This is a genomic window from Alteromonas genovensis, assembly GCF_010500895.1.
Classification (GTDB): domain Bacteria; phylum Pseudomonadota; class Gammaproteobacteria; order Enterobacterales; family Alteromonadaceae; genus Alteromonas; species Alteromonas genovensis.
Genome location: NZ_JAAAWO010000008.1, coordinates 160335 through 183536 on the forward strand (window position 1 = coordinate 160335; position 23202 = coordinate 183536).

The following is a 23202-nucleotide window of genomic DNA, read 5'->3' on the forward strand; positions in this document are numbered from 1 at the left end:
AGCATGACAGATAAAGAGTATTTTGATCCTGAATGGTATCTCAAGCAATACCCTGATGTTGCTGCAGCAAAAATAGATCCAAAATTGCATTTCGATAAACACGGAAGAAGGGAAGGAAGGCTGCCGTGTAATATTCCTTCATTGTCTCTTGAGAAAAAATTATGGAGCGATGTACAAAATTGTGATGTCACACTCAACTCTCTGCTTAAAATATCGGTGAGTAACGGCATCAACGGAACCTATGCCGCTAAAGTGCTGGTAGACTATTACCTCTTCAAAAAGCAATTTTCTAAAGCTAAATTAGAGTCCGATAAACTTTGTAAAAATATAGCGACAGCAGAGAAACTTTTCAGCAGAGCTGAGCTATTCCTACTGAGGTTTTCATCTCTGTATAATGCTGGGTTCGAAAATGAAGCGGAGCGAGTAGTAAATAATCCAAACTGGGTTAATCCGTCAAAATATCTGGCAGCGAGTATGTTGGCAGAATCGAATAAAATCGAATGCATAAATGAATTATATAAAAGAGCTTGCTTGAAAGAGCTAAGCTCGAAAGCGGACTTGGTAACCCTTGACTCGCTGATATCTTCACGGGCAACTGTTTCTGCTTCTACGTGGCTAAAGTTGCTTGTACGAAAGGCGAAAGTCTCGATAATTGTTCCCGCCTTTAATGCCAAAAACGTAATTTCTACAAGTATTAACTCGCTTCTGAATCAGTCTTGGAAGAACTTAGAAATTATTGTTGTAGATGATGCGTCAACTGATGACAGTTATGCAGAATTAGTTCGTCTATATAGTGATATAAATTGTATAAGAATTATAAAGAATAATGAGAATAAAGGCGCATACGCTACAAGAAACTTAGGAATGTCTATGGCTAACGGTGACTTCCTTACCGTCATGGACGCTGATGATTGGGCTCACCCCCAGAAAATTGAAAAGCAAATTACTCCTTTGCTCTTTAATCGCTCGCTAAAAGGAACTGTTTCTCATTGGGTTAGATGTACGGAGGACCTTAAATTTTCAAAGTTAAGGGCTGGAAGCTCATGGATACACAGGAATGTATCTTCTTTACTCGTTCGAAAAGATGTTGTAGCTACGATTGGAGGCTGGGACGAGGTTAAAATAAATGCTGATACCGAGTTTTATGAAAGGTGTCTTGCTAAGTTCGGCAGAGCCGCGATAAAGGAAGTAATGCCTGGCGTTCCTCTCTCTTTTGGAAGAACGCATGCGTCATCACTTACGCAAAATGCAGAAACACACTTGGTCACCCAGTATGGTGGCGTAAGAAAGCAGCACATGGATTTCGCTCGAGCCTGGCACAAGAATAGCCCAGATCTGAAACTTTCGAGAGATGAACAGCAGTCTTTTCCTGTTCCTCTTAGTATGCTGTTGGCTTCTTCTAAACCTTCATTTGTAAGAGCAAACGAAGCGAGTTTTCTTAAATGGAGAAAAGCGCTAGACGAAAATTGGTACGGGCAGATTTACGACGATGTGAGTTCGATGGGGCTAGATATTCATGATCACTTCTGGGATAAAGGAGAAAAGGAAGGACGCTATCCATCATCATTATTTAATCCGCAAGCTTATGCGTACAAATTTGAAATACCACATACGACATCACCCACGTGGCATGCGCTAAATAGCAGCAGTTGGGACTTTTCTGCTCCTGTATCAATAACTGGCTTTGCAAAGTGCGACGGAGAAAGCCATGTTGCTCTTTTTGGGCACGCTGTCTCTGAAACCGTCTTCGGCGCAGAAAGAAGCTTAGTTGATATGGCTAAGGCAATGTCTAAGTTTGATATACGCGTAACTCTTTACTTACCGTCTTGCGCTAACATTTTCTATATTGAAGAGATAAGACAATACGTAAGCAAGATCGTCTTCTTGCCTTTACCTTGGGCAAACGGAAGAGAAGAGCCAATTGAGCCAATAGCGCAATATTTGGAATCAGAGTTTATACGCTTTGGTTATGATTGTGTTTACGTAAATACACTCACATTAATAGAGCCTCTGAGTGCGGCCAAGAGAGCCAATATACCAAGCATTACGCATGTGCGAGAGCTCGTTGAGTTTGATAATGATTTAGCTAATTTACTTCAAGAGTCTCCTCAGCTTACTCATGAACGAGTAATTTCAAGCAGTGACTACTTTGTTGCTAACTCTCAAGAAACAGCCCGTTGGCTCAACGAGCCAGCACGCACTAGAGTTATTTATAACTGTGTAGATATTCCCACTTCAATTGTTCCTATGCCTTCAGTCTCGTTAAAGGTATGTATGTTGAGTAGTAATGTGAAAAAGAAAGGTGTGGAAGACTTTTTTGAAGTAGCAAGCTTATGTAGAGGAAATAGTAATATTCAATTTACTATTTTCGGGCCAATCACCAACGAAGTTACTATGGCTGCTAAGCAATTTGGTGATGACAATGTCACTATTGCAGGGTATGTGGAGAAGCCGAAAGAGGTGATGGTTGCACACCATATTGTGTTGGCACTTTCTCACTTTAAAGAATCCTTTGGCAGAACGGTAGCAGAAGCCATGTCTTTAGGGCGCGTTGTAGTTGGCTACAATTGGGGAGCGGTAAGTGAACTTGTTGAACAGCAGTCCGGTATGCTAGTTGACTATAAATGCACTTCAGGGATTGTGGATGCAATACTAACTCTGAATAGTAACCGTGAGTTACTAGCGTCGATGGGCAACTTTGCAGCTAAAAGAGCTGAAGCGCTTTTCTCTCGCGACATTTTTGATAGAGAGCTAGTAAACCAGATAGTTAAGGTTTCTAAGAAATCTGCTAAACTAAAGGGCTTTTAGTTCTTGATTTTTGTGCTATAGATAGCATGTTAGACGCCCCAGTTTGTCATTTTGCCACTTACTCACATGTTAGCGTGGCGTAGTGGCCTCAGTTGTAGAAGATTAGTCACCTATGTCTTATAAAACCCATCCTTTTTGGAGTGTGGAAAAATTGTTAGCGCCGGCTAAAAATTCTCAAGGCCAGCCTCATCTTAACGTTTCTGTACTGTCTCATCACATTCCAAAGACTGCTGGAAGTTCACTTAGAGTGGCTTTTGAACGAGCGCTCGGGGGGAGGAATGTTTACGGCGTTTATGCAAATACAGGCGCAAGTGCCATGTCAAAAGGTGAGGGAATTTGGTTGCCGTCGAAAGCGAAGGTACTTCACGGACACTTTAAGCCGCATATCAATCATATTAAAACCTTTCCAAACGCTATCAGAGCCGTTTGGGTTCGCGACCCGCTAGAACGAATATGGTCGTTTGTAGGCCATCTCTTAGCGCTTAAAGAGAAGCATCCGCATTATATTTTGTTGAAAGCAAAGCTGCCAAAAGCTAGCCTAAAGTCACAAGAAAGCATAGTTAATGAGCTGATTCTTAATAATACCATTGAGGCTTTTACAAATACTTATAGCCGATTTTTCAATGCCGTACCGATTGACGAATTTAGCTTTGTAGGCTCAAAACATAAATACGAAGAAGGTTTAAAGCAATTGTCGGATTTGACCGAGATAGAGTTAAAAACACTGCAGGTAAACAGACGAACTAGCCAAACATATCAGCTTCCAAGTAGTATTAAGCGGCTTGAATCACATCTACCTCATGAATATAAAATCGTAGGCGACTTTTTATAAAGCCGTAAGAAAGGAACTTTAGTGGCAGTTTATTCCATAATTACCCAACGAGTAGAGAGTACAACCTCCAAGGCTCCTCGATGGCATCTAGACTATCCGTGCAATGGTCAAAGCATAGATGGCGGAGAGCTAATCAGCGAGGGCTTGTTGTTCCAAGGTTGGTTATTAAACGGCGAGGCGTCGCCAACATCGCTAGTTATTGTAAATGGTGATGAGGTGAAAAAAATACCACTGAATCGCGCTCGGCCAGATGTTATTTCAAAGGTGTTAAACCAAGCTCCAGAAAATCACGATTTACTTAGTTGTGGGTTTTCAGAGCGAATTAAACTAAAACATTCAGAGTTTACCTTGGGGATTGTTGAGAATGGCACATTCACTGAAATAATAAGTGGATCTGTTGAGGGCAAATTTCAGATTTTAGAAGGGAAAGGCGGCTGGCTTTTTCTTGATAATGATACTAACAAGAGTATCGAACAATATACAGGGAAGCTTAAATTATCCCGAGCAGCACAAGCTGAGTGGAAAGAATATCTAGAGTTGTTAAACACCTTTTCTTTTTCGGCACAAATACCAGTGTGTTTACTTGTAGCGCCTTCGAAGGAAATGGTTTATGAGGAATATTATCCTTATAACTTTTCAAAAAAAGCGCCTATCGAAAAGCTCAAAGAGTTGGTGCCCGAAACACTTAATTTTATTTTACCAATTGAAGAGCTTCGTAATTTAGACGACCGTTCGTTCAGAGTTTGTGACACTCACTGGACGCTTCATGGAGCGAGGTTCGCGGCGCAATTAGTTACAAGTAAATTAATGTCTAGAAATATTGATGAACTCAATGTCTTCGAAGGAGACGTTTATCAGAATAGAGAAGTAAGCGGCGACTTGGGCTCAAAGTTGTTTCCTCCTCAACGTCACGAAGAAGATAGGTTGACCAATTTTAACTACAGACATTGCGTAGTTTTTGATAACAATGTCGATAACTTTGGTCGGATTATCGTTATGTATCATAAACACGCAGTTTTTAAAGAGACTTTGTTAATATTCGGCTCCTCGTCTTCATACACAATGTTTCACTACCTCTGTCGCTTGTATTCTTCGGTAGTTTTTGTTCACTCAGCTGGGAATATTGATCACAAAATCATTGAAGTTGTAAAACCAAATTATATTTGCGCTCAGACAAATGCTCGGTTCGTAGTTAAGGCCCCTAAATATAATGACTCAGTTAATAACTACATAGCGCAGAAGAAAGAAAATGGAAGCTTGGGGGGGGCATTTATAGCTGAAAAATTACCAGACGAGTGTGTTTCATACGTCGACTATTTTAAGCAAATCTTAGTTTTATGAATAGGTTCTATTACCCACATATAAAAAAGAAATAAATCGAATAGAGCATAAAGTTAGTCGTTGAACCCTAGTTACTTAAGAGTCAGAGTTTCGTTGACGTGAATAAAAATAATGCGTGTCAGCAAAACAGTAATTATTAGCAAAAGCTGTATCAGCTAGTTGTTATTCTTCTAAAATAATAGATATGCTAGCAGGTCTATAACCATTTAAATTTGCAATGAAGAAAGTGAGATTATGTGTGGAATAGTAGGCGCAGTAGCCGAAAGGAATGTGGTTGAGATACTACTAGAAGGTTTAAAAAGGCTAGAGTACAGAGGATACGACTCTGCTGGTGTGGCACTGTTAGACAAAGAAGGCAATTTAAGCCGAATTCGTAAAACCGGAAAAGTTAAAAATTTAGCCGAAGCCGTGGAAAGTGAAAGCGCACTAGGCACAACTGGCATTGCGCACACTCGCTGGGCGACTCATGGTGGAGTTACCAAGTACAATGCCCACCCTCATTTTTCTTCCAGTCGTGTTGCTGTTGTACATAACGGCATCATTGAAAACTATGTTCCACTACGTAAAGAGTTAACTGCTAAGGGATACACGTTCTCTAGCGATACCGACACCGAAACCATTGGGCATGTTGTCCACGAAATGCTTAAAAAAGGCACCTCGTTGCTAGAGGCCGTGCAAAATGCAGTTAAGCATTTTACCGGCGCTTATGGCACCGTGGTTATTGATAAAGAAAGCCCTGACAAAATGGTAGTGGCTCGCTCAGGTAGCCCGCTAGTTATCGGGCTTGGATTGGGCGAAAACTTTATTGCATCGGACCAATTAGCACTTTTACCCGTTACACGTCGCTTCATTTTTCTTGAGGAAGGCGATGTTGCAGAAGTAGCTCGCCGCAAAGTCACTATTTTTGACAAAGATGGAGAACAGGTAGAGCGCGAAATTATTGAGTCTACTGTTGAGCACGATGCAGGCGACAAAGCAGGGTATCGCCACTATATGCTTAAAGAGATTTATGAGCAGCCTGCGGTTATACGAAATACTCTGCAGGATAGAATTGATAATATTCACAATGCAGATGCACTTTTTGGTGAAGGTGCCTCCAGCATTCTTAAGCAAGTAAAGCACGTCCAAATTATCGCTTGTGGTACTAGCTATCACGCAGGTATGACTGCTCGCTATTGGTTAGAAGAATTTGCTAACGTTTCATGCTCGGTAGAGATTGCCTCAGAGTTTCGATACAGAAAGTCAGCAGTACATGAAAATAGTCTTCTAGTAACTATTTCGCAAAGCGGTGAAACTGCAGATACGCTTGCGGCGCTTCGTTTAGCGAAAGAGCTTGGATATATGTCGGCCCTAACCGTTTGCAATGTGCCTGGGTCGTCGCTGGTACGCGAGTCAGACCTTGCGTTTATGACACTAGCAGGTGCAGAAATTGGTGTAGCCTCGACTAAAGCGTTTACAACGCAGCTCACAGCATTTTTGATGCTTACCTTAGCATTGGGTAAGTTTAATGGGCTTGCAGAGAAAAATGAGCAAAAGATTATTGATGCAATCAAAACGCTGCCCAGCAAGATTGAAGAAGCATTGAGCACAGCAGAAGTCATTGAAGATTTAGCTGAAGAATTTGCAGACAAGCATCATAGCTTGTTTCTTGGTAGAGGCGCACAATACCCCATCGCGATGGAGGGGGCATTAAAGCTGAAGGAAATTTCTTACATACACGCAGAGGCTTATGCGTCTGGTGAACTAAAACACGGACCACTTGCCTTAATCGATGAGGAGATGCCAGTGATCGTGGTCGCTCCAAACGACGAATTGCTCGAAAAATTAAAGTCGAATGTTGAAGAAGTGCGAGCTCGAGGCGGTATTATGTATGTGTTTGCAGATATTGACGCACACTTTGAAAGCGACGACACAATGCGAGTGATTAATGTGCCACACTGTGAAGATATAATTGCACCAATCGTATATACCATTCCATTGCAGCTACTTTCATATTATGTGGCCCTAATAAAGGGAACAGATGTCGATCAGCCGCGCAATTTGGCAAAATCAGTCACTGTAGAATAAATAAGTTTAGTATGTTTTTTAGGCCATAACTTTAAGAGTTGTGGCCTTTTGTTTTTAAGGGAAATAAAGATGTCTCAGAAATTTTTTGGCACCGATGGAATTCGTGGAAAAGTGGGGGAATTCCCCTTAACACCAGATTTTGTAATGAAACTTGGATGGGCAGCGGGTGTTGTACTAGCAAAAGACGGCACAAAAGAAGTGCTTGTGGGTAAAGACACTCGAGCAAGTGGTTATATGTTAGAGTCAGCACTAGAAGCTGGGCTCTCTGCGGCCGGAGTAAGTATTGCACTTGCAGGGCCAATTCCAACTCCCGCAGTAGCGTATTTGGCTTCTACCTTTCGTGCTGATGCCGGAGTGGTGATAAGTGCTTCGCACAACCCATACTACGATAACGGTATCAAGTTTTTTGCTCGTATTGGAGCGAAGCTGAATGCCCAGCAGCAACAAGCGATAGAAGAGAAGCTGCACTATGCGCTTGAAAATGGAATTGACTGCGTTAGCTCGGAAAGCCTTGGCAAAGCACGCCGAGTAGAAGACGCTGCTGGTCGTTACATCGAATTTTGTAAAGGCACTTTCTCGAGTGACCTAAGCTTGGAAGGTCTTACTATAGTTGTGGATAGCGCAAATGGTGCTGCCTATAAGGTAGCACCCAGTGTATTCGAGGAGCTAGGTGCTTCGGTCATCAACATTGCCAACACGCCGAATGGTGTCAATATCAACGACGAATGTGGGGCTACGTCGTTAAGGTTACTGAGCGATGCAGTAAAAGCCAATAATGCTGACTTAGGTATAGCAGTAGATGGTGATGCAGACCGAATCATGTTTGTCGATGGAAATGGTGAGGTGGTAGATGGCGATGAAATTTTATTTTTGATAGCCCGTGAAGCCAAGCAAGCTGGATATAAAGGCGGCGTAGTTGGCACGCTTATGAGTAACTTAGGCTTAGAGCATGCTTTACAAGAGTTAGACATTCCATTTACTCGCACAAAAGTAGGCGACAGATATGTAGTTGAAAAACTTAACGAAACCGGGTGGAGAATAGGCGGTGAAACCTCCGGGCATATTCTAAACTTAGACTACGTATTTACCGGTGACGCAATAATAGCAGCACTTCAGGTATTAACAGTTGTTGTAAAAAGTGGTTATCCACTGGCCAAGTTAAAAGCGGGTATGACGAAGCTACCCCAGTGCATGATTAACGTGAGGCATAACAATTTAGATTCAGTTTTAAACCTACCCAATGTGAAGCAGGCCGTGGCTGATGTTGAGAATCAACTAGGTAAAAGCGGTAGACTAGTTCTGAGGAAATCCGGCACAGAGCCGTTAATTCGTGTCATGATAGAAGCTGCCAGTGATGATGTCGCTGAGAGACTGGCTAGCGAGCTTGCAGCAGTTATAAAAGAGAGCTAATAAGGAATGACGTTATGAGCAGAAAAGGAATAATACTAGCAGGCGGTTCAGGCACAAGGCTTCACCCATTAACCAAAGTGGTGAGTAAGCAGCTTATGCCTGTTTACGACAAGCCAATGATTTTTTATCCTCTTGCTACGCTAATGATGTCAGGAATAAGAGATATTCTGATCATTACAACGCCTTTCGAGCAGCAACGTTTTATTGAGCTTATTGGCGATGGAAGCGATTTAGGTATTAACGTGCAGTATGCCGTGCAGCCTACACCCGATGGGCTAGCTCAAGCGTTCTTGATAGGTGAAAGCTTTATTGGCAACGACAGCTGTACGCTAATTTTAGGCGATAACATTTATTACGGTCACGACCTCAAGCGCTCACTGCAAAGCGCTTACAACCAAACTCATGGCGCAACCATATTCGGTTATCACGTAAACGACCCCAAACGCTACGGGGTTGTAGATTTTGACGACGATTGGAACGCGCTTTCTATTGAAGAAAAGCCGACTAAAGCTAAATCTAACTATGCGGTAACCGGTTTGTATTATTACGATAACCGCGTTGTAGACTTTGCAAAAGAAGTTAAGCCCTCTCAACGCGGCGAGCTTGAAATTACAGACCTGAATAACCTGTATCTTAAAGACGATAGTTTAAAAGTGGAGTTAATGGGCCGTGGTTCTGCGTGGCTGGATACTGGTACGCTAGACTCTTTGCTCGATGCAGCAAACTTCGTTGCCGCGATTGAAAAACGGCAAGGATTGAAAGTGTGTTGCCCAGAAGAGGTGGCTTACAGAATGGGGTATATTGATGCCGAAAAGTTAGCTTCGCTTGCCGCGCCGCTTAGAAAAAGTGGTTATGGCGATTATCTATTGAAAGTAATAAGCGACAGAGTAAAAGCGTAGCATAAACCCACCATCTTATTTGGACCCTGCATGCAAGTAATAACTACCGATATTCCTGAAGTGAAAATTATCGAACCAAAAGTATTTGGCGATGAACGTGGCTTCTTTTTAGAAACTTTTCGTACCGACTGGTTCAAGAAAGAATGCGCCAATGTCGAATTCGTTCAAGACAATCACTCAAAATCAAGCCAAGGCATTTTACGTGGGCTGCATTACCAGCTAGAGCAAACTCAAGGTAAGTTAGTTCGCGTAGTAAGTGGTGAAGTATATGACGTTGCTGTAGATATGCGTAAAGATTCTGCCACCTATGGGAAGTGGGTTGGCGTAACCTTGTCTGCTGAAAACAAACGCCAGCTTTGGGTACCTGCCGGGTTTGCCCATGGTTTTTACGTAACTAGTGAGTCGGCTGAGTTTGTATATAAATGCACAGACTATTATCACCCTGAGTCTGAGGTTTCGGTAAAGTATGACGATCCTACGTTGAATATCGACTGGCCTCTAGTGAATGGCGAGAAGCCTTCGCTTTCCGGGAAAGATGAAAATGGCACTGCGTTCATTAACGCGCCTACGTTTGCCGGCGTTTAACCCAGCCGAAATTAGGAATAAGATTAGCCATGAAAATTGTTGTTATTGGTAATGCGGGGCAACTGTCTTATGAACTGGTTCGGATTTTAGGCGAAGACACTATTTGTTTAGGCCCTGAAGATACCGACATTACAAAAGAAGACGTGCTGTCGAAAACTCTGTCCCAGCTTTCTCCAGATGTGATTATTAACGCAGCTGCTTATACAGCGGTTGATAAAGCCGAAGAAGATTTAGCGCTGTGTAATGCTATTAATGCTACTGCCGTAGAAAATTTAGCGAAGTATTGCAAAAGCTCTGATGCGTTTTTGGTTCATGTATCTACCGACTATGTATTTAACGGTCACAAAGGTTCGCCTTATTTGCCTAATGATCCCATAGAACCCCAAGGCGCCTACGGTAAGACGAAAGCCGATGGCGAAAAGGCGGTGCTTGAGCTTGTTCCAGAACAAAGCTGCTTGATTCGCACTGCTTGGGTGTATTCTGCCTATGGTAATAATTTCGTGAAAACCATGCTTCGATTAATGGCTGACAAACCACAGCTTACGGTAATCGACGATCAAATAGGTACGCCTACTTGGGCTAAAGGCTTAGCGCAGGCGTGTATCAGTGCGGCTAAGAATAAAACAGCAGGTGTGTTTCATTGGACAGACGAAGGTGTAGCCAGTTGGTACGACTTTGCCCTTGCTATTCAGGAATTAGCACTTGAAAAGGGCTTGTTGGAAAAGGCTATTCCAGTGTTGCCTATTCCTACTAGTGAATACCCTACGCCAGCGAAGCGCCCCCATTACAGCGTGTTAGATAAAACTTCTACCCGTAAAGTGTTTTCTGAAGTTCAGCCTGCGCACTGGCGTAAGCAGCTTTCGGCTATGATGGACGAACTGAGTAGCAACTAACTCTTGTTTGGGTGAGCAGCATTTATAGCCAGAACAGAATCTATTCGAGAAAAAGATAAATGAGCAATACAATTTTAGTTACAGGTGGCGCAGGCTTTATCGGTTCTGCTGTAGTACGCCATCTTATAAATGATACTGGTCATACGGTAGTTAACTTAGATAAGCTAACGTATGCGGGAAACTTAGAGTCGTTAACGTCAGTTTCAAGCAGCGAGCGCTATAGCTTCGAGCAAGTCGATATTTGTGATGCTGACGAAGTAAAGCGGGTGCTTAACTCATACCAGCCAGACATTATTATGCACCTAGCGGCAGAATCGCATGTAGACCGTTCAATAGATGGACCAGGCGAATTTATTCAAACCAATGTTGTAGGCACGTACACCTTGCTTGAGCAAGCACGTGCGTATTGGAATACTTTACAAAGCGATAAGAAAGACGGATTTAAGTTTCACCACATCTCAACCGATGAAGTGTATGGCGACTTACCGCACCCTGATGAAGTAGAGCCAGGCACAGCGCTGCCTTTGTTTACTGAAACGACGCCTTACGCGCCAAGCTCACCATATTCCGCAAGTAAAGCCAGTTCCGATCAGCTAGTTCGTTCTTGGCTACGCACTTATAAGTTGCCTACGCTTGTTACTAATTGCTCTAATAACTACGGGCCTTATCATTTCCCTGAAAAGCTCATTCCGCTAGTTATTCTAAATGCCTTAGCGGGTAAGCCATTGCCTGTATATGGCAAGGGCAATCAAATACGCGACTGGCTGTATGTTGAAGACCATGCCCGTGCGCTAGTGCTAGTGGCTCTTGAAGGCAAAATAGGCGAAACGTATAACATTGGCGGGCACAATGAAAAGCAAAACATTGAAGTAGTACACACTATCTGTTCTATTTTAGATGATGTTAAGCCGAAGGAGAGCAAGTACGCAGAGCAAATTACTTACGTACAAGACCGGCCAGGTCACGACATGCGTTATGCCATCGATGCTAGCAAAATAGAGCGCGAACTTGGTTGGACGCCAAAGGAAACGTTTGAAAGTGGTATCCGTAAAACCGTGGAATGGTATTTGAATAACGAGGGCTGGTGGAAAGCGGTTTTGGACGGCAGTTACCAGGGCGAGCGATTAGGTTCAGTCAGTTAAATTTTTTTACCCCTATTGTGGTACACTTTAAAACCGCTTTGATTGTCGAAGCGGTTTTTTTATTCCTACAACTAGCAAATAGCCATAATGAAAAAAACTGTAATGCGAGCTGTGCGCGCTGCTCTTCAACTTGTGCCTAAAAGATTAAAAAACAAGCTAAAGCAAAACGAGCGCTTAACCGGCTTTTATATTAAGTCTGTTAGAAAGTCGGGGCTTTTTTTTGATGCGCCTACACCTAAGCAAACTCACAAACTCTACCAAGCGTGGTTACACGAGCATCATTCTTTGCTGGGTGAGCAAAACAATGAAGCACTGCAGTCATGGCAAGCGATTATTGTAGGTAGCTCTGAGAACTTTTCTAAAACCGAGCAAAATGTTTTAGCATTAGGTGCGGCAAACGTATTTTTTATCAATGATGAAGATAAAGGCGGTTTTCTGCCACACAAAGATAATATCGACATCAACTTACCTATTCTGCTTTTGAGAAGCGGCGACACAATGCGCGCTGGTGCGATAGCGCATTTTCTTGATGCACTTAAAAGCGCAGGCATTGTGTACAGCGATACAGATGAAGCGTTAGATAATGGCGAGTATACCGCGCCGCGTTTTTTGCCAGATTGGAACCCCGAGCTTCAGTTATCAACTGGCTATGTTCGTACGGGGGTAATGTTAAAAGCTGATTACCTCGAAAGAGTTGATTGTTTAACGTCGATAGCTGGGCTTTTATCAAAGCTAGCATTAAGTGTTCAGCACTTAAATATTAAGCACATTTCGCTTCCTCTTGTACATTCGTGTTTTGATGATAACGTTACGACGAGAGACTTAGCTGTAATACGTGATGAAATAGAGAGCAGCGGTGACGCAACAACAACATTAAGCCACGATCAGAATGTCAACAGGGTGATGTGGAAGAATACGTCGCCGCTGGTTAGCTTGATTATTCCTACCAAAAACGGAAAACAGCTTGTTCAAGACTGTGTTGAATCCATCTTAGAAAAAACAACTTATTCGAACTATGAAATAGTGTTGATAGATAATGGCTCAGACGAAAAAGAGAGCTTAGATTATTTTGACTACCTAAATACTCTGCCCAAAATACGGGTTTTGCAATATCCTGGTGTATTTAACTATTCAGCTATCAACAACTTTGGTGTCCAGCATGCCATGGGCAGTGTGGTTGGTTTGGTTAATAACGATATTGAAGTAATAACACCCGAATGGCTCACTTATTTAGTGGGACATGTTGAAAGGGAATCCGTGGGCTGTGTTGGTGCAAAGTTGCTATATTCCGATACACGTATTCAGCACGCTGGTGTTGTACTAGGCTATGGCGGTGGCGCTGGCCATGCTCACAAAAACTTTCCGCGTGCTCATTCTGGTTATTTAAAAAGAATTTGCGCTACCAATAATTTTAGCGCCGTAACCGCTGCATGCCTTTTAGTAAAAAAATCGCATTTCGATGCTGTTAACGGTTTAAATGAAAATGACTTGGCTGTTGCCTTTAACGACGTCGATTTTTGTTTAAGAGTAGAGGAGTTAGGTGTAAGAAACGTCTATTGTGCTGAAGCTGAACTCTTTCATCATGAATCTGTAAGTAGAGGCTTAGATATTTCCCAAGAAAAGGCAGCGCGATTCAATAAAGAACTGACTTATTTAAAAACCAAATGGTCAAAAACTATTGAGAATGATCCTGCTTACAGCCCTAATTTAACCTTAAAGCGGGAAAATTTTTCAGTTAGAATAAAAGAAGAAACAGGCTAATTACAAAAGGGCACTGAATCTGCATAACTGCCATATTGTTCGGCACATATTTTGAGTTATGTTGGAGCAGTCACGCGATTGAGGCTAGCAGAGTTTATTTGCGTACGCATTGACTAAAAATTTTACATTGCACTTTTTGATAGTGCGATTGAACAGTTGTTAATAGTGGAGAAAATCTTAATGGAAGGTACGATGAAAAAGTACAAAATAGCTGTTGCAGGAACGGGTTACGTGGGCTTATCTAACGCGGTTCTGTTGGCGCAACACAATGAAGTGAAGGCTATTGACTTAGTACCTGAAAAAGTTGAGATGCTAAATAACCGACAGTCTCCTATTGAAGACATCGAGATTTCAGATTATCTGGCGACCAAAGAGCTTGATTTAGAAGCAACGCTAGACGCTAACATAGCTTACCGCGACGCGGACTATGTAATCATTGCCACGCCGACAGACTATGATGCCCAAACTAACTACTTTAATACTAGCAGTGTTGATGCGGTTATCAAAAGCGTAATGGCAGTCAATCCAAAAGCGGTGATGGTAATTAAATCTACCGTGCCTGTTGGGTTTACACGAGAGGCTAAAGCGCGCCACGGCAGCGATAACATTATATTCTCACCCGAGTTTTTACGAGAAGGCAAAGCCCTTTACGACAACTTACACCCAAGCCGTATTATTGTAGGCGAGCGTTCAGAGCGAGCTGAAATTTTCGCCAAGCTATTAGAGCAGGGCGCTATTAAGACAGGCATTGAAGTACTATTTACCGACAGTACTGAAGCAGAAGCAATTAAGCTTTTTGCCAATACCTACTTAGCAATGCGCGTTGCATATTTTAATGAGCTAGACAGCTATGCAGAACGTGCCGGATTAGATACAAAACAAATTATAGAGGGCGTAAGCTTAGACCCCCGTATTGGCGGGCACTACAACAACCCAAGTTTTGGTTACGGTGGCTACTGCTTACCGAAAGATACGAAGCAGTTGCTGGCTAACTACAGCGAAGTGCCTAACAACATGATTCAAGCTATTGTGGATGCTAACCGCACCCGCAAAGACTTTATTGCCGATTCAATTGTAAGTAGAAACCCTAAAGTTGTGGGCATATACCGCTTAATTATGAAGTCGGGCTCTGACAACTTCAGAGCAAGTGCTATTCAAGGCATTATGAAGCGTGTTAAAGCGAAAGGCATTGAAGTAATCGTGTATGAGCCGGTACTCACTGAAGATGAGTTTTTCCGCTCTCGCATAGTCAACGACCTTGAAGCCTTTAAGAAAGAATCTGATGTGATTGTGGCGAACCGCGTAACGGCAGACATCGAAGACGTGCTAGAAAAAGTATACAGTCGCGACCTCTTCAACGCCGACTAAACTCTTTTTTGTAAACTGAATAAAGGGGGGATGATCTGAGTTAAATTCGGTCTGACCCCCTTTATTGCTCTTCTATTGTTAACCTCACTCCCAAAGTTATCCCGCGATATACAAAGCCTTTTGGCGCAATACGCAAATCCACAGGCTGATATTTAGTTAATAAGATATCATTTAGTTAGGTTTTGAAGAGCAGGATACCTTCAATGATGACTGAAGATTTGATAGTGCGAGAATGTTTTGAAGCAGTGGAAGCTTTTGCTGAATGTGCCTATTTAGGCAGAGGGCGATTTGATTGGAGTAAGGTTCAAAAAGACGCCCACGATGCATTAGATTACCGTTTTGGCGAAGCGCAGGTAGAATTATGCGTAGAGCGATGCAAAGGGTAAGAAAGCCTCAAGCAGTTTAGATTGTCAAAAGGTCAGTGCTTCTACTCATTTTGCGTAAACAGCGCCTTTGCATTATCGACAATGTGCTCACAAATAGTGTAATCCGCCCGACTTTTTCCGGTGATAGCATAGTAACGTTCGTTAAGCGCTTTGGCGTTGCCAATACAATGTACGCCGTATTGCACCTCAACATGAGTCGATATAGCTGAGGGTGCGCAGAACACTCCAAAGTCTTCGCTACCAAAAAGCTTTAATAACGCACTGTCATCAAACTCCGCCACAATTTTTGGATATAGCTGCTCAGTTTCAAGCCAGCTAACAAGAGCATGCCGTATTCCGGAAGTATGACCTTGCATAAGTAGCGGCATGTGATTTAAGCAGGCTGGAAAGTGTTGACCATCTTTCAGCGGATGTTTAGCGAAAAAGCTAAGCGAACTCTCTCCTAAAAAATAGCTATTGGCATTCACTTGGGTACCAGGCGCAATGCCCCGGTCAGCCATAATGAAATCGACAGCATTAATCGCTAATTCTTTTAATAACCCCTCGAAGCTGTCTTCCTTTATTACATACTTCACGTTCGCGAACTCGCGCATGGTATTGTGTACAAAGTCGAAAAAAAGCACTTTCGGAATACCATTAGTAATACCAATTACGAATTCTTTCGTATTAATTTCGTCATTTGTATTAAGAATTTCAGCAAGTTGGTTGCCTTTGTGAAATATTTCACTGGCATACTGATAGCTCACTTTACCTTTGGGGTTCAAATATAAACGTTTGTTTATTCTGTCGAAAAGCGAATAGCCCAACTGATTTTCAAATGTACTGAGTTGCCCACTTACCGTTTGAGGAGTAACGTGAAGAAGTTTTGCAGCTTTCGCAATGCTGCCTTCTCGTGCCACTAGATAAAAATAATAGAGGTGATGATAGTTTAAATGATGCATAACTAAGCTTTTGTCGATGAACTTAGAAGAATATAACAGATTTAATCTTATTAAATATTAAATTACACTATAGAAAATAAGCTTGCGGGTACATAAAAGATACTATTATGGGAAAAGTAATTAATCTGCGTAAAACAAGGAAAACGCTGTTTTCGTTGTTAAAACCTGAAGCCAGCTTCTTTTCAGTAGCAATAGCCTACGGTGTGGCAATAAGTTTAATGACATTGGCAGTACCTATTGCGGTACAAACCCTGATAAACAGTATCGCTAACATCGGTTCAACGCGAGCCGTGGTGATACTGGCCATGGTGCTGTTTTTCACGCTATTCACCTCTGGCGTGTTCAGTGCCCTTCGCATGCGAATAATGGAGTATTACGAGCGAAAGGTATACGCGCGCCTTACATCCGATATTGGCCTACGCACTATTATGGCGCCTCATAGCTATTTCGAAGGTCGTCAAAACATCAGTATGACCCAACGTTATTTCGACATAATGACGTTACAAAAGAACATTCCCTCGCTCATGATTGATGGCTTTGCATTGGTATTGCAAATGCTGGTGGGCTTTACCTTAGTATCTTTTTATCACCCAACCTTGTTGGCGTTTAATGTGGTACTTATTCTTGTGATGTATGCGGTTTGGAAAATTTGGGGGCGGGGCGCTAAGCGCACGGCAATTCAATTATCCACTGCAAAGTATAATTCAGCTAAATGGCTACACGATATTGCAAGTGCTCACGAGTTCTTCAAATCTGCCGATCACGTTGAATACGCAGGAAAGACTACCGAAGGCTATATCGGCGATTATATTCAAAAACATAAAAACCACTTTCATTATACCTTCTCGCAAGTTGTTATGTTTTTGCTACTTTATGCAGTGGCCAGTGCGTCATTGCTAGGTATTGGCGGCGTATTAGTCGTGCAGGGGCAGCTTTCTATCGGTCAGCTTGTTGCTGCAGAGTTGATAATGTCAGCAGTATTCCTTGGCCTATCTCGTTTTACTCAATATCTAAAGCTGTACTATGAACTCTATGGTGCAGCTGAAAAGCTAGGCAGTGCACTTGCTATGCCGCAGGAATCACTTCATTCGAATGCCGAGCATATACCAGAGTCTTCCAAGCTTACATTTAATAAACTAATGCTTAAGCATGGTGACGATCACTGTCACATCGACATTACGCTTGAGTCCGGAACGCAGTATTTTATTACAACAGAAAAGAGCTGGGTACAGCGAGAGTTACTAGGGCTATTAAAGCGTTACGAACCTGTGCGCTCAGGTGAAATCACGTTAGATAATTTAAGTTTGAATGACTACGATATTCACGAACTTCGTCAAGCGGTGACCATTCTCGACCGTTCATTAATTATCGAAGTGTCGATTGAGCAATATTTAAAGCTTGCTCAGCCAAAGGCAAGTTATGCTGATATCCGCGCGGCTTTAGAAATGGTGGAGCTAACGACGGCCATCGATGCGTTACCTGATGGCTTGAGAACCCAAGTCTCCGTGATGGGGGCGCCGTTGCAGCCATTACAGTTTTTGTTATTAAAATTAGCCGCAGCGATTATCGCTAAACCTCAAATTCTGATTTTAAATCAGCATTTCGACGCTATACCGCCAGCGTTAAGAATACGATTGCTCGAGCGATTAAAGGAATGCGACTTTACTGTGCTGTACTTTTCTAATATGCCCATTCCTGAATGCGCTACCGGCTTATTGCATCTTCATGACGACGCACAAGTAACGCATTACAATAATAGCGATAAAAGCGCTTCAGATGAGCATGTTAAGGAGGACAGTTAAATGAATAATGCTGAACGTCGTTTTTTAGATAACATGAAGTCGCTGCCTGCCTTACGGGTGCCTAAATTACACAGAGTGGTATGCGGCATTATTGTGTTTTTGATTATAGTTTCAGGTTTTACTCTGTACTTTACACCTTGGATCCAGACAGCCTACGGCACAGGCATGGTAGATTCTTTGGACCCCGAAGATCGCATGCAGCCTATTAACGCGCTGGTGGATGGGCAGGTGAAGAAGTGGCATGTAAGGGAAGGCCAGCAGATCAAAGCGGGTGCGCCAATCGTTACGCTTATTGATATAGATGCACAGCGTCTAGAAAAGTTAGAGTCGCAGTTAGCTGCGGCCAACTTAAAAAACCAAGCTAATGAAACCGCTGTGCGAAACGCCGAGAATAACCTGCAGCGTCAGATAAGCCTTGAGAAGCAGGGGCTAGTGTCGCGCAAAGAAGTGGAGAACGCTCAAATAAAAGTGGAAGAGTTGCGAGCGAAAGCAGCGGCGTCGGTAACAGAAATTAACGATGTAAGTATGACGTTATCTCGCCAGTCTACGCAAACCAAAGTGGCGCCGGTTGATGGCACAGTGGTGAGATTGTTATCTGGCGGCGTGTCTACTTTCGTAAAATCAGGAGACATTTTAGGCCAGTTTATCCCTGCTGATGCAAAACGCAGTGTGAGAATAACGGTTAGGGGGCTAGATGCTCCGTTAGTAACACCAGGCGCAAAAGCGCGTATACAATTTGACGGGTGGCCGGTGTTTCAATTTAGCGGGTGGCCTGGTGCTGCAATAGGTACGTTCGGTGGGGAAGTGGTGTACGTAGAGCCGGTGGCAAATACCATGGGGGAGTTTCAGGTATGGATAAAACCCGATAAAGATGACGTGGCCTGGCCGGCAGAAAGTTCAGCACGCTTGGGAAGCCAGGTAAGAGCGTGGATATTGCTTGAAGAAGTTCGCTTAGGTTATGAAATGTGGCGTCAGTTAAATAATTTCCCACCTAAACCTACAGTACAGCCACAAACTACCGCCACTGCGAAAGGAAGCGGTCGGTTATGAGCAATAAAGTGAAGCTCAGTTACTTTCTTAATTCAGCCGTGGTTGCTTTAACATTAAGTGGTATATCTGGCGTACATGCAGTAGAAAATACAGCCAACCAGGTTCCTGCGCCAAGTATTAATGAATTCATAGATAGCATGACTCAGTACCACCCCTATGTACTGGCGATTAACGAAGGCAATTACCAGGCGGCCGCTGAAGTGGAAATTGCGCGAAGCAGTTTCGACCCATTCATAGAGCAGAAAACAAAAAGCCGCGTGAGCGGGTATTACGACGGAACGAACTTAACCCAGCGTTTTACAAACCCGATTGAAGACTATAATGCCAATGTATTTACCGAGTATCGTATTGCTGCTGGCGACTTCCCTGCTTACGAAGGTGGTTACGATACACTTTCTGCTGGAGAGGCGAGCGTTGGTGTTGCTATGTCGTTGCTACAAAATCGTGAAATAGACAAGCGCAGAACCGAGCTTCGAAATGCAGGGCTGGCTACGGCGCAGTGGGAAGCGCAAGCCACCAGTATGCTCAATAACTTCATTTATAAAGGGGTTACTGAATACATATCTTGGTATGAAAGTGCGCTGCAAATTAAGGCGGTAGATAATTTGCTTGTTACTGCCCAAGATCGGGAAAAAGCGTTGACCACACGTGTTGAAAAGGGCGACCTTGCCAATATCGTGTTGGTAGAGTTTCAAGCAAATATAATGCAGCAGCGATTGTTACTTGCCGAACTTAAGCAAAAGCGCGACGCTCATGCTCAAATGTTGTCGTTCTATTGGCGCTCTCCTCAGGGAGACATGATGTCTTTTAATGCTGATACACCGCCAAATGATATCGAATGGCCCTTTTGGGTGGGCGACGCACAAATTATGGCGTTGCGTAAAGCCTTGCGCCAACACCCAGAACTTGATGTGATGCAGTTAGAGCAGCAAGTGGTAAAAAACAAAACTGCGCTAGCCAATAATGCCTTACTGCCAAAGCTCGATTTACAAGCGTCTATTGCTCGAGATATCGGGGCAGGATCTGAAACATTAGAAGGTACAGAGACTAAACTCGGCCTTTCGTTTTCTTATCCACTTGGTAACCGAAAGGCCAAAGCGGAACGCTCTCAGTTACTCTCTAAGCAGCGGGAGTTAGGACACAAGTTTACCTCAATCCAGCAGTCGATCATGCAACGCTTCGAACAAGCTTATGTATATTGGACTCAAGCAAAAGACATTGCTGCGCTACAAAGCGAAAATGCGTCACTTGCTAGAAAATTGTCACGGGTAGAGAGAACGCGGTTTGATGCCGGTGATAGCGATATGTTTGTATTAAATGCTAGAGCGCAAAATGAAATTAAGGCGCAGATCAAAGAAATAAAAGCCAAAGTAGATTTATTGAAAGCAGAACTCATGCTTTATAAAGAAGCAGCCATGCTGTATGAAATGAAATAGCGCGTTAAATGCCTTTGATGAGAGCGCAAAAAAGCGCGCTGTGTTGGTATGTGAGCGTATTTGTTTCAGCTACAAATGAATTTTGAATGTTGTTGAGTTCGTTATGACGACTTTTAACAGCAATGCAGGTAACTAACGTTACCTGCATTACTATAAATCAGAGCACTATTAATCTGCAGTGCTATCAACCGCCAGTATTATGAAACCAAAGCCCCAAAGGCGATATCAACCTAATTACCTACGGCAGCGGTAAAGTCACTTTCGCTTAGTCCTGCAGACAGAGCATATTCTTTAAGCTTTATCTGAGATACGCCAGAGTTGTTCGCAGTATTTAAAATACGCATTATCTGTTCGCGTTGTTGCGATGACTCGCGAACAGCAGTTTCTACTACCTTTTCGGCTTTATTAGGGAATACGGCTAACAAAGCGTCAACAACATATTCACCAACAAAGGGTACCGCGTTGAGCGCGCTTGTCATTATCTCGACAATTTTGTTTGGGTGCTCTTGGGAAAGTGTTTGTACAATACTGTCGGCAGAGTCTGGCTGAGTAAGCACGGCAACACGTACTATTTCATCAAGTTCTTCTGGTGTAGCCATTGCAGCCGCGTGAACAACAAAATCCACGTAAGTCGGTTCAGCTGTTATAGCTAGCTTAACGATATTCGGACAGCTGCTTACTTCTTTCTCGATAGCAAGCTTAACAATTTCTTCGGTAGACGAAGGTTGCGCCGATATTGCAGCGAAGATGATCTCTCTGTATTTATCGGGGTATGTGTCTAATGCAATGTCTACCACAAGCACGATGTCCTGCGGATAGTGCCCAGCGATAGAGCTTATAGCTCTTCCCACTGACATAGTCTGATCTACCTGGCGCTTTAAAAAAGCGGTTTGAAACTTAGTAGATTGACTCACCTCATCTTTTGGCACTACTGAGGGGCCTGCAGATTCGTTAGATTCTGTAAGGGGTGAAACTTCTTGCGACGCTTCCTGTGCATTTGCTGATGTAACAACACCGATACTGAGAAAACCAGCTGATAACAGTGATGCCGACAGAATTGTTAGCGTTCTTGACATAAATCCACCTTTTATAATTATTGCGTAGCTTTATAACGATGCTGCTGTACTCGCTGCTGTGCTAGCTTTTGTAGTAGCTATAGCAAAGCGCTTCTACGAATGCGCCCTACTTACACACTTGGAGCCGTACACTTATATAGGTATTAACTACTGTAAATAACTTAGACAGGTTACCCACTTTACTGTGAAATAATCACTGTAAGAGGTGCACCGTAAATGTTAAACACAAAACTAACGTTATAAAGGTACAAGCAATACCAGTACATACTATAAGGGCAGGTGCGTTACTCAACGTGTTCGACATTCGTTTCGATGTCGTTTGGTTTATGCACCCAGCCTTTATTTGCTTTTATCGCTTTTATGTAAAAAGCGACGTTCGATAACATATATAAAGCTGTTATCGGCAGCGATCGTTTACCACTTAGTGGTAACTACTATATAGGATCTGAAGCCTCATCCTATTAGTAATTAGTCCACATTGTCTACTAATTATCACATCTGACTAAAAATTAGACGCCTGGTTCACTTTTATCGACTTTTTATTACTTTTTCATGAATAAAGGTTGACGTGAGCGCTCAGATCCCTAAAATGCGCATCCGCTTCGGGGGAAAAGCAAAACGACTTACCCAGCTCTTAGCAAGAGAAGCAAGTCTTTACTAACCGTTAAGGCCAGTAAAGGCGGGAGTTTCGAAGTTAGCCTTAAGAAAATAAATTTTCAAAAAGTGTTGACAGCAAAAACTTCCAGCGTATAATGCGCACCTCACTCAAACGGAGTGAGTCACCAAGAAGCAACGGCTTACGGTGAGGTTGCACTAGCAACCACGTTCTTTAACAATTTAGACAAGACAATCTGTGTGGGCACTCGTTAAGAGTGTCTATACGACGATTCATAATTCGATATATTTAATTGAAGAGTTTGATCATGGCTCAGATTGAACGCTGGCGGCAGGCCTAACACATGCAAGTCGAACGGTAACAGGAAGTGCTTGCACTTTGCTGACGAGTGGCGGACGGGTGAGTAATGCTTGGGAACTTGCCTTTGCGAGGGGGATAACAGTTGGAAACGACTGCTAATACCGCATAATGTCTACGGACCAAACGGGGCTTAGGCTTCGGCGCAGAGAGAGGCCCAAGTGAGATTAGCTAGTTGGTGGGGTAAAGGCTCACCAAGGCGACGATCTCTAGCTGTTCTGAGAGGAAGATCAGCCACACTGGGACTGAGACACGGCCCAGACTCCTACGGGAGGCAGCAGTGGGGAATATTGCACAATGGGGGGAACCCTGATGCAGCCATGCCGCGTGTGTGAAGAAGGCCTTCGGGTTGTAAAGCACTTTCAGTTGTGAGGAAAAGTGAGTAGTTAATACCTGCTCACCGTGACGTTAACAACAGAAGAAGCACCGGCT

General features: G+C 43.1%; 17 protein-coding genes and 1 rRNA gene. 16 read left to right on the top strand and 2 right to left on the bottom strand.

All coding sequences use genetic code 11. The features are described from left to right. Positions 1–3: 3 nt before the first annotated feature. From GTQ48_RS12010 to GTQ48_RS12065, 12 genes are all read left to right on the top strand, one after another. On the top strand, positions 4–2808 hold the full coding sequence (locus GTQ48_RS12010) for a glycosyltransferase (protein ID WP_163106907.1): 2805 nt from the start codon (positions 4–6) through the stop codon (positions 2806–2808). Positions 2809–2920: 112 nt separating this feature from the next. Next, positions 2921–3640, top strand: a complete 720-nt coding sequence (locus tag GTQ48_RS12015) for a hypothetical protein (RefSeq protein WP_239060098.1) — start codon at positions 2921–2923, stop codon at positions 3638–3640. A gap of 21 nt (positions 3641–3661) precedes the next feature. Beyond that, the gene (locus GTQ48_RS12020) at positions 3662–4981 is read left to right on the top strand and encodes an alginate O-acetyltransferase AlgX-related protein (RefSeq protein WP_163106908.1); all 1320 of its coding nucleotides are present in this window, start codon (positions 3662–3664) and stop codon (positions 4979–4981) included. Between the two features lie 234 nt (positions 4982–5215). Then, on the top strand, positions 5216–7048 hold the full coding sequence (glmS, locus tag GTQ48_RS12025; protein WP_163106909.1) for a glutamine--fructose-6-phosphate transaminase (isomerizing): 1833 nt from the start codon (positions 5216–5218) through the stop codon (positions 7046–7048). A gap of 69 nt (positions 7049–7117) precedes the next feature. Further along, the gene (gene glmM, locus GTQ48_RS12030; RefSeq protein WP_163106910.1) at positions 7118–8458 is read left to right on the top strand and encodes a phosphoglucosamine mutase; all 1341 of its coding nucleotides are present in this window, start codon (positions 7118–7120) and stop codon (positions 8456–8458) included. Between the two features lie 14 nt (positions 8459–8472). Next, a complete protein-coding gene (gene rfbA / locus GTQ48_RS12035) occupies positions 8473–9357 on the top strand; it encodes a glucose-1-phosphate thymidylyltransferase RfbA (RefSeq protein ID WP_163106911.1) in 885 nt (294 codons plus the stop codon). 30 nt (positions 9358–9387) lie between these two features. After that, entirely contained in the window at positions 9388–9942 is a 555-nt protein-coding gene (gene rfbC, locus GTQ48_RS12040) for a dTDP-4-dehydrorhamnose 3,5-epimerase (protein ID WP_163106912.1), read from the top strand. A gap of 29 nt (positions 9943–9971) precedes the next feature. Continuing rightward, positions 9972–10835 carry a dTDP-4-dehydrorhamnose reductase gene (rfbD, locus tag GTQ48_RS12045; protein WP_163106913.1) on the top strand — a complete coding sequence of 288 codons (864 nt, stop codon included), beginning with the start codon at positions 9972–9974 and terminating at the stop codon, positions 10833–10835. A gap of 59 nt (positions 10836–10894) precedes the next feature. Next, a complete protein-coding gene (rfbB, locus tag GTQ48_RS12050) occupies positions 10895–11977 on the top strand; it encodes a dTDP-glucose 4,6-dehydratase (protein ID WP_163106914.1) in 1083 nt (360 codons plus the stop codon). Between the two features lie 87 nt (positions 11978–12064). After that, positions 12065–13738, top strand: a complete 1674-nt coding sequence (locus tag GTQ48_RS12055) for a glycosyltransferase family 2 protein (protein WP_163106915.1) — start codon at positions 12065–12067, stop codon at positions 13736–13738. Positions 13739–13918: 180 nt separating this feature from the next. Continuing rightward, positions 13919–15106 (top strand): nucleotide sugar dehydrogenase, encoded by a 1188-nt coding sequence (locus GTQ48_RS12060; RefSeq protein ID WP_163106916.1) that lies wholly within the window; start codon positions 13919–13921, stop codon positions 15104–15106. Positions 15107–15309: 203 nt separating this feature from the next. Next, a complete protein-coding gene (locus GTQ48_RS12065) occupies positions 15310–15492 on the top strand; it encodes a hypothetical protein (RefSeq protein ID WP_163106917.1) in 183 nt (60 codons plus the stop codon). A 41-nt stretch (positions 15493–15533) separates the two neighbouring features. Here the strand turns inward: GTQ48_RS12065 and GTQ48_RS12070 are convergent, their stop codons facing one another. Beyond that, a complete protein-coding gene (locus GTQ48_RS12070) occupies positions 15534–16433 on the bottom strand; it encodes a LysR family transcriptional regulator (RefSeq protein WP_163106918.1) in 900 nt (299 codons plus the stop codon). A gap of 107 nt (positions 16434–16540) precedes the next feature. Between GTQ48_RS12070 and GTQ48_RS12075 the strand changes: the two genes are divergently transcribed. From GTQ48_RS12075 to GTQ48_RS12085, 3 genes are read left to right on the top strand one after another with little or no spacing between them, the layout of a single operon-like run. Next, on the top strand, positions 16541–18235 hold the full coding sequence (locus tag GTQ48_RS12075; RefSeq protein ID WP_163106919.1) for an ABC transporter transmembrane domain-containing protein: 1695 nt from the start codon (positions 16541–16543) through the stop codon (positions 18233–18235). Continuing rightward, on the top strand, positions 18236–19285 hold the full coding sequence (locus GTQ48_RS12080; protein ID WP_163106920.1) for an HlyD family secretion protein: 1050 nt from the start codon (positions 18236–18238) through the stop codon (positions 19283–19285). It begins immediately after the preceding gene. Beyond that, a complete protein-coding gene (locus GTQ48_RS12085; protein ID WP_163106921.1) occupies positions 19282–20721 on the top strand; it encodes a TolC family protein in 1440 nt (479 codons plus the stop codon). Before GTQ48_RS12080 ends, GTQ48_RS12085 begins: the two co-directional genes overlap by 4 nt. A 230-nt stretch (positions 20722–20951) precedes the next feature. On the opposite strand, the gene GTQ48_RS12090 is transcribed toward GTQ48_RS12085, so the two are convergent. Next, positions 20952–21797: a hypothetical protein gene (locus GTQ48_RS12090; protein WP_163106922.1), complete on the bottom strand. Its 846-nt coding sequence runs from the start codon at positions 21795–21797 to the stop codon at positions 20952–20954. Positions 21798–22702: 905 nt separating this feature from the next. Here GTQ48_RS12090 and GTQ48_RS12095 point away from each other — a divergent pair. Then, a 16S ribosomal RNA gene (locus GTQ48_RS12095) occupies positions 22703–23202 on the top strand; the annotation flags it as partial.